Source organism: Rhodoferax sp. (assembly GCF_037143375.1).
Lineage (GTDB): Bacteria > Pseudomonadota > Gammaproteobacteria > Burkholderiales > Burkholderiaceae_C > Rhodoferax.
Map to the genome: position 1 here is coordinate 23,859 of NZ_JBAWYV010000035.1, position 7,475 is coordinate 31,333.

9 protein-coding genes are annotated in these 7,475 nt (G+C 59.8%); 3 read left to right on the forward strand and 6 right to left on the reverse strand.

What is annotated here, in order from left to right:
* The 5 genes from WCG50_RS07780 to WCG50_RS07800 all read right to left on the reverse strand — a co-directional run bounded on the left by WCG50_RS07780 (position 1) and on the right by WCG50_RS07800 (position 4,734).
* Positions 1–897, reverse strand: a complete 897-nt coding sequence (locus WCG50_RS07780) for a pseudouridine synthase (RefSeq protein WP_336899019.1) — start codon at positions 895–897, stop codon at positions 1–3.
* The gene (gene trmB, locus WCG50_RS07785; RefSeq protein WP_336899029.1) at positions 884–1,621 is read right to left on the reverse strand and encodes a tRNA (guanosine(46)-N7)-methyltransferase TrmB; all 738 of its coding nucleotides are present in this window, start codon (positions 1,619–1,621) and stop codon (positions 884–886) included. Before trmB ends, WCG50_RS07780 begins: the two co-directional genes overlap by 14 nt.
* A 94-nt stretch (positions 1,622–1,715) precedes the next feature.
* On the reverse strand, positions 1,716–2,681 hold the full coding sequence (gluQRS, locus tag WCG50_RS07790) for a tRNA glutamyl-Q(34) synthetase GluQRS (RefSeq protein ID WP_336899020.1): 966 nt from the start codon (positions 2,679–2,681) through the stop codon (positions 1,716–1,718).
* Positions 2,682–2,693: 12 nt separating this feature from the next.
* Positions 2,694–3,749: an FAD-dependent oxidoreductase gene (locus WCG50_RS07795; RefSeq protein ID WP_336899021.1), complete on the reverse strand. Its 1,056-nt coding sequence runs from the start codon at positions 3,747–3,749 to the stop codon at positions 2,694–2,696.
* 46 nt (positions 3,750–3,795) lie between these two features.
* Positions 3,796–4,734: a LysR family transcriptional regulator gene (locus WCG50_RS07800; protein ID WP_336899022.1), complete on the reverse strand. Its 939-nt coding sequence runs from the start codon at positions 4,732–4,734 to the stop codon at positions 3,796–3,798.
* A gap of 113 nt (positions 4,735–4,847) precedes the next feature.
* On the opposite strand from WCG50_RS07800, the gene WCG50_RS07805 reads away from it, so the two are divergent.
* Together WCG50_RS07805 and WCG50_RS07810 are read left to right on the forward strand one after the other, a co-directional pair.
* Complete coding sequence (locus WCG50_RS07805) at positions 4,848–5,552, forward strand: pirin family protein (protein WP_336899023.1); 705 nt, start codon at positions 4,848–4,850, stop codon at positions 5,550–5,552.
* 36 nt (positions 5,553–5,588) lie between these two features.
* On the forward strand, positions 5,589–6,143 hold the full coding sequence (locus tag WCG50_RS07810) for a flavodoxin family protein (protein WP_336899024.1): 555 nt from the start codon (positions 5,589–5,591) through the stop codon (positions 6,141–6,143).
* A gap of 62 nt (positions 6,144–6,205) precedes the next feature.
* On the opposite strand, the gene WCG50_RS07815 is transcribed toward WCG50_RS07810, so the two are convergent.
* Complete coding sequence (locus WCG50_RS07815; protein ID WP_336899025.1) at positions 6,206–6,949, reverse strand: sulfurtransferase; 744 nt, start codon at positions 6,947–6,949, stop codon at positions 6,206–6,208.
* Between the two features lie 98 nt (positions 6,950–7,047).
* Here WCG50_RS07815 and WCG50_RS07820 point away from each other — a divergent pair.
* Positions 7,048–7,475 (forward strand): Plug domain-containing protein (locus WCG50_RS07820; RefSeq protein ID WP_336899026.1); only part of this gene is annotated, 428 nt, incomplete at its 3' end.

The window sequence follows — 7,475 nt, forward strand, 5'->3', positions numbered from 1 at the left end:
TCACGGAAAAGTGAGCCGTCGCTGACTCTCGAAGCGCCTGAGTTGCCCGCTCACGGGATCGGTGAATTCAACCGAGCGGGCCAGCAGTTGCAGCGGATGGTCATAGTCAATCTGACCCTCGGGCGTGAGCGTGGGGTACAGGCCATCGCCCAAAATAGGCAAGCCCAGCGCCGCCATGTGCACCCGCAACTGGTGGCGCTTGCCGGTCACCGGGCTCAAACGGTAATGGCCCAAATGGCCCTGAACTTCCATCAAGGCCAGGTCGGTCACCGCGTTAACCGGGCCGCTCACCTCGTGCTGCAGCATGAAGTGACCTGCCTCCACAATGCGGCTTTCGCGCCGCTGGGGCATCGCCACCTCCGCGCGCCACGGCGCAATCGCCTCGTAGGTTTTTTTGACCGTGCGCTGGCTGAACAGCGCGTGGTAAGCCGCCCGCGTTTCAGGCTGCACTGAAAACATTACCAGCCCGGCGGTATCGCGGTCAATGCGGTGCACCGGCACCAGCGTCTCAATGCCGAGTTGTTGTTTGAGCCGCACCAGCACGGTCTCAGTTAAGTAGCCGCCCGAGGGTACGACCGGCAAAAAATGCGGTTTGTCGACCACGATCAGGTGCGCGTCCTGAAACAGAATTTGCGCGTAAAACGGAATGTGCGGCTCATCCGGCACGGCGCGGTAGTAGTACACCCGCACATGGCCCTGGTACGGGTGGTGGGGCGCCAGCGTAACGCCGTGTTCGTCCACCACATCGCCGGCGACCATGCGCTGGTGCCAGACCTCGCGCGTGACGTTGGAGAGCCGCTCGGCCAGAAAATCCAGCGTCGTGGGCCAGTCACCGCCCGGTAATCCGATGCAACTGGGCCCGACGCCGTTGCGAGCCGGGGGCTTAAATCCGTTCAAACACCACGTCCCACACGCTATGGCCGAGCTTGATGCCGCGGTTCTCGAACTTGGTGAGCGGGCGGTAATGCGGTTTGGGTGCGTAGCCCGCGAGTTCCGGGTGGGTCAGGGCGGCGGTGTTTTTCAGCAGTGGCTCGGCGCTCAGCACTTCCAGAATCTGCTCGGCATACGGCTGCCAGTCGGTGGCGCAGTGCAGGTAGCCGCCCACTTTAAGCCGCGCAGCCAGTTTGGCGATCAGCGGTGCCTGGATCAGGCGGCGCTTGTTGTGTTTTTTCTTGTGCCAGGGGTCGGGAAAGAAAATGTGCACGCCATCCAGGCTTTGCAGCGGCAGCATGTGGTCGATGACCTCCACCGCGTCGTGCGCCACGATGCGGATGTTGTGCAAATCCTGCTCGCCAATGCGCTTGAGCAGCGCCCCGACGCCGGGTTCATGCACTTCGCAGCACAAAAAGTTTTTCTCGGGCATCACGCCGGCAATGTGGGCGGTGGCCTCGCCCATGCCAAACCCGATTTCCAGGATAACCGGGCAATTATTTAAGTCAATTTGGCCTCTAGCCCCCGTTCTATCTGCGTAAGCAGCTACAAAATCTATAGCGGTTGCCTGGTAGGGGAAAAGAAACTGGGGGCCAATGTCTTCAAACGCTTTGGTCTGGCCGGTGGTGATGCGGCCCGCGCGGCGCACAAAACTCTTGATGGTTTTGGGGTAAGCCACGCCCTCGGGCATGCTGCCCCGGATGCGCAGGGTTCGGGTCTGGTCTGCGTCGGCAGGCGTGGGTGGGGTTGGGTTTGTATCGTTCACGAGGGGGATTGTAAATAAGCTATGTGATTCGCCAGCCCCGAACCCAGCCCGCCAATGCTTCGCCCACAGAAGCCGAATCATCCGCCTCCGGTAAGCCCAAACAAGCCGCCGCACGCTGAAGCATCAAAAGCGGCGCCGAGGTGTCCAGCGCCAAAGCCCCGTTTTGCTTGGACAACTTCTGGCCATCGGCCCCCAGCACCAAAGGCGTGTGCAGGTAGCGCGGTGTGGGCAGCCCCAGACAGTGCTGCAAAAAAATTTGCCGCGCCGTGTTGTCCGTCAAATCTTCACCGCGCACCACATCGGTCACGCCCTGCGCTGCGTCATCCACCACCACCGCCAACTGGTAGGCAAAACAGCCATCCGCTCTTTTTAATACAAAGTCGCCGACCTCCTGCTGCACATCCTGCTGCTGCTGGCCCAGACGTCGGTCATGCCAATGGATCCTATGATTTGCTACTGAATCAGTAGCTGCTTGCGCAGGTGATACGGGGGCTAGGGGTCTATTTGATGCATAAACATCAGTGCGCAGCCGCCAGGCACAAGCCGACCAATGAGCGGCTGAAACATCGCTCGCCGGGGACGACAGAGCGGTGCGGCAGGTGCCGGGGTAGACCCGTTCACCATGGCGCGTGTGGCCGTGCCCCAAGCGGTCTAAAGCGGTTTGAATGTCTTTGCGTGAACATCTGCAGGGGTAAGCCAGGCCGTTGGCCACCAGGGCGTCAAGCGCCTGCTGGTACAAACTGCTGCGTTGTGATTGCCAGACGGGGGGTGCATCCGGGTGCAAGCCGCAATCGGCCAATTGCTGCAAGATGACCCGGTCCATGCCCGGCAAACAACGTGCGCTGTCAACATTCTCGATGCGAACCAGCCACTCGCCGTCATGAGATTTAGCGTCCAGCCAGCTGGCCAGCGCGGCGACCAGCGAGCCCGCGTGCAGGGGCCCGGTGGGCGAGGGGGCAAAACGACCGGTGTAACGGGCCCCCACGCTGCCAAACCTTTAAACCAGAGCCAGCGCCAGTTCGTGACCGGAGATAAACGCTTCTTCAACCCGGTGGCCAAGGCACCAGTCGCCGCACAGGCCGACACCGGACTTGGCATCCCACAGATGCGATTTGCCCAGCGGCGTGGTGGTCTGGGCATAGAGCCAGCGGTGCGATTCCACATGGGCCGGTTCGGCGCGAATACCCGTGACTTCAGAGAACGCCTTCAACAACTTGGCTTGCACACGCGCGGCATCGTCTTGCAGGTGGTCCTGAGAAAACGCGGCGCTGGCCTGCACGGTCCAGCGTTCGATGTTGGCGTGACCGGGCTTGCTCGATTCGCGGGCCAGCCAGGCAATGCGGTGGTGCGTGCTGCGCGCGGCATTCCACTGCGGTCCCAGAGTTGAAAGGCCGGGTTGCACTGCCTGCGGAAATGCCAGCATCAGCGTCCAGCAAGGCGCCATTTTCACGACGTCCAGTTGCTGGGCCATCGCACTGGTTTCAGGCGCAGTTTGCAGCAAGGCCGTGGCCTGCGGTGCCGGGATGGCCAGCAGCACGGTATCGAAGCCAGAAAATACATGGGCTGCACCATCAACGCCTTCGGTGCGCAACTGCCAGAGACCGGCATTGAGCGCATCGCGTTCCAGATGCGTGACACGGGTTTCCAGTTCCACCTTGTGCGCGTCAAGCAGCGTTTGGGCCAGGGCTTTGGGCAGCGTGTTCATGCCTTCCGTGGGCACCCAATGGACATCTTTGGCGGGCAGACTGGCGGCGGCGATCTGGCCGTTCTCGTCCAGAATTTGTACCGCGTTGGCACTCCAGGCTTTGCTCAGGCCGGGTACGGTGTCGAGGGCCAGTTTGAAGCGGGCGTCGCGCACGGTGAAATATTGCGCACCGTGGTCAAACGTGCCAAACGCGCTTTCGCGGGTGGCCATGCGTCCGCCAATACCCTTGCTCTTTTCAAACAGCGTGACCTGATGGCCGGCTTGCACCAACGTGCGAGCACAGGAGACGCCCGCCATGCCTGCGCCGATGACAGCGATCTTTTTTAATTTTGGTGTTGATAAGGTCATAAATGGGGCTTTCAAGGGTTGATTAATCGTGTGGTTTGGTGTGACTTTACACCCCTCGGTGACGCTCCAGCAAAGCGGCGCGGGTCGTGGCACTTTCAAGCTGGCTTAACCACCAGGCCAGCGCATGGCCGTGGCCTGATTTTGCGACATGACGCCAGGCGTAATTGAGGCGGACGATGCGTTGCGGACGGGCGACCTGGCGCACCACCAGCCGACCGGTTTCGATGAAACCACGGGCCATGCATTCCGGTACAAAGCCACTGCCCAGGCCCCGCAGTTGCGCATCCAGCTTGTCTTTCATGGTGGCGACGGTGAACACATCCTGGCCACCCAGCAGGCCGTAGCTCAGGCCCCGGCCGCGCGAAATGGTGTCCGCCACCGCCACCGCCCGGTGCTGGCGGATCAACTCGTCTTTAAGGGGTTCGGGGGCGTTGGCCAGCGGGTGGTGCGGCGCAACCGCATAAACAAAGTTCACATCGCCCAGTGGCAGACTGTGAATGCCGGCACTGGTACTGGCATCGGCCACACCCAGCGCTAGGTCAGCCTGGCCGGAGGTCAGTGCCTCCAGCGTGCCCGACAAGGTTTCATCGCGCAGCCTGATGCGGGTCGGCGGGCTCAGACTGTAAAAACTTTCGCACAACTCCATCACCGTGGCCTTGGAGATGATGGTGTCCACGGCAATGGTGAGTTGCGTCTCCCATCCGGTAGCAACCCGTTTGACCCGGTTGGCCACGGCATCAATTTGTTCCAGCAAGCGGCCGCCTTCCAGCAGTAATTCAGCCCCGGCCTCGGTCAGGCGTGCCTGGCGCGAGCTGCGGTCGTACAGCAGCACATCCAGCGCATCCTCAATCTGGCGCACCCGGTAGGTCAGGGCGCTGGGCACCACGCCCAAGGCACGGGCGGCCGCGGCAAAACTGCCGGTGGCGGCGATGGTTTGCAGCATGGCGAGGGCGTCGGGGGTCAACACATCGCGGGCAGTTTGCACGGATAACTCCTTTTAATTCGAATATTTTGAATGATGCCATCAAACGCGCTGGATCGCCAAACCATCCGCTGGCGCTAAAGTTCACTCAATCGATAAATTTTTTGGAGAGTTTCATGTTGATGGTTCGGAAATCACAAGAACGCGGTTTTGCCGACCACGGCTGGCTGAAGTCGTTTCACAGCTTCTCGTTTGCCGGTTATTACGACCCCGCGCACATGGGTTGGGGCAACCTGCGGGTCATCAACGAAGACTGGATTGCGGCCGGCAAGGGCTTTGGCACCCATGGCCACCGCGACATGGAAATCGTCACCTACGTGTTGCAAGGCTCGCTGGCGCACAAGGACAGCATGGGCAACGTCAAGGCGATTCCGCCCGGCGATGTGCAGCGCATGAGCGCCGGCACCGGCGTGCAACACAGCGAGTTCAATCACGCACCTGATGCCACCACGCATTTGCTGCAAATCTGGATCGAGCCCAACGTGATGGGCGTGACCCCGAGCTACGAACAAAAGACGTTTGCGGAGGCCGAGAAGCAGGGCAACTTGCGGCTGGTCGCCTCCAACGACGGTGCTGAGGGGTCCGTGACGATCCATGCAGATGCGCGTTTGTACGCCGGGCTGTTCGATGGCGCACAGACGGCCGCGCTGACCTTGGCGCCCCATCGCAAGTGTTATGTGCATCTGGTGCGCGGTGCGTTGGCGGTGAATGGCGTGGTGCTTTCAACCGGCGATGCGGCTTTGATCAGCGATGAAACCCAAATCACGTTGGATCAGGCCGTCAACGCCGAAGTGCTGGTGTTCGACCTCAGCGCTGAATAAATTTTTCTCTTTCAACTTTCTTCAGGAGTATTTCAAATGTCAAAAGTAGCAGTCGTATTTCATTCTGGTTATGGTCACACCCTGCGCATGGCGCAAGCCGTGGCAGACGGCGCAGGCGCCGAATTGGTGGCGATTGACGCCGAAGGCAACCTGACCGACGCAGCTTGGGAAACCCTCAACGCCGCCGACGCCATCATCATGGGCTCACCCACCTACATGGGTTCGGTCAGCTGGCAGTTCAAGAAGTTTGCCGATGCATCGAGCAAACCCTGGTTCAGCCAAGCCTGGAAAAACAAGATTTTTGCCGGCTTTACCAACAGCGCTTCCATGAATGGCGACAAGCACTCCACGCTGCACTACCTGTTCACGCTGGCCATGCAGCAAGGCGGCATCTGGGTCGGCACCGCGCAAATGCCCAGCAACAGCAAGGCTGCGCAACGCAACGACATCAACTACGTGGGTTCCTTCGCCGGCGCCATGGCACAGTCGCCCTCCGATTCAAGCCCGGCAGAAATGCCCCAGGGTGATCTGGACACCGCCAAGTTGTTTGGTCAGCGCGTGGCTGAAGTCACCGCCAAATTTCGCGCTTAAACAGTCAACGTACTGCTATAGTATTAATAGCTGCTTGCGCAAGAAATATAAGCGCTAGAAGCCTATTTGACACTATTTTTAGCAGACAAGTCGGGCCCCAGGGTCCGACGCTCGTCGAACACAAAGCAGTTGCCTTGGTAATGCGCCCCGTCGGTTTCCTCAAAATACTTGAGGATGCCGCCTTCGAGTTGGTACACATGGTCCAGCCCGACCTCACGCATCAAAATCGCTGCCTTCTCGCAGCGAATGCCACCGGTGCAAAAACTCACCACGGTTTTATCTTTTAGATCGGCTTGGTGGTCGAGCAAGGCCTGGGGAAACTCGGTGAACTTGGTGATGCGCCAGTCAATCGCGCCCTCAAACGTGCCCTGGTCGACTTCAAAATCGTTGCGCGTGTCGAGCGTGACTACGGCGCGTCCCTCGTCGTCAAACCCCGTCTCCAACCAGCGCCTGACCGTGGCGGCACTCACGGCGGGTGCCCGACCGGCCGACGGTTGAATCGTCGGGTGGTCCATGCGGATGATTTCGTTCTTGACCTTCACCAGCATCTTTTTAAACGGTTGCGCTTCAGACCAACTCTCTTTGGGGGCCACGTCACTGAAGCGTTCATCGGCTTGGAGCTGGCTCACAAAACCGCGCACGGCTTCGGCCGGACCCGCCAGAAAGAGGTTGATGCCTTCGCCAGCCAGCAGAATCGTGCCCTTGAGTTGCAAGGCCAAAGCGCGTTCCAGCAGGGTGCCCTGAAGCGCCACAGCATCGGGCAGCGGGATAAATTTGTAGGCGGAGATGTTAAGGATGGTGTTCACCCCTAAATTTTAGAAGATCGATCCGCAATGTAAGGAGATGTTGACGTGCAGCAAGGCAAAATCGGGGAATGGGAGCAGAAAAATTATTAAAGCCTCGTATGAATCACTCATTTGCCTTCATTTGCATCTTGGGTTGGACGGGGCTCGCCTCCGCACAACTCCCCGAAACCGTATCTGAGAAAGATTTTTTATCGGACATGCCGATCGTGCTGTCCGTTTCGCGCCTGCCGCAACGGCTGGACGAAACCCCCGGTGCCGTCACCATTCTGGACCGCGACATGATTCGGTTGTCCGGCGCGCGTGATGTGGCGGACTTGCTGCGACTGGTGCCAGGGTTTCAGACCAGCACGACGTTTGAGAATGTCGCGCCCATGGCCAGTTACCACGGTGGTTTTGGGGGCTATTCCAACCGGGTTCAGGTGCTGGTGGATGGTCGCTCGGCTTACTCGCCTTATTTCATTGGCAGCATTGAGACGGGTATGCAAACCGTGGCGCTGCAAGACATTGAGCGCATTGAGGTGCTGCG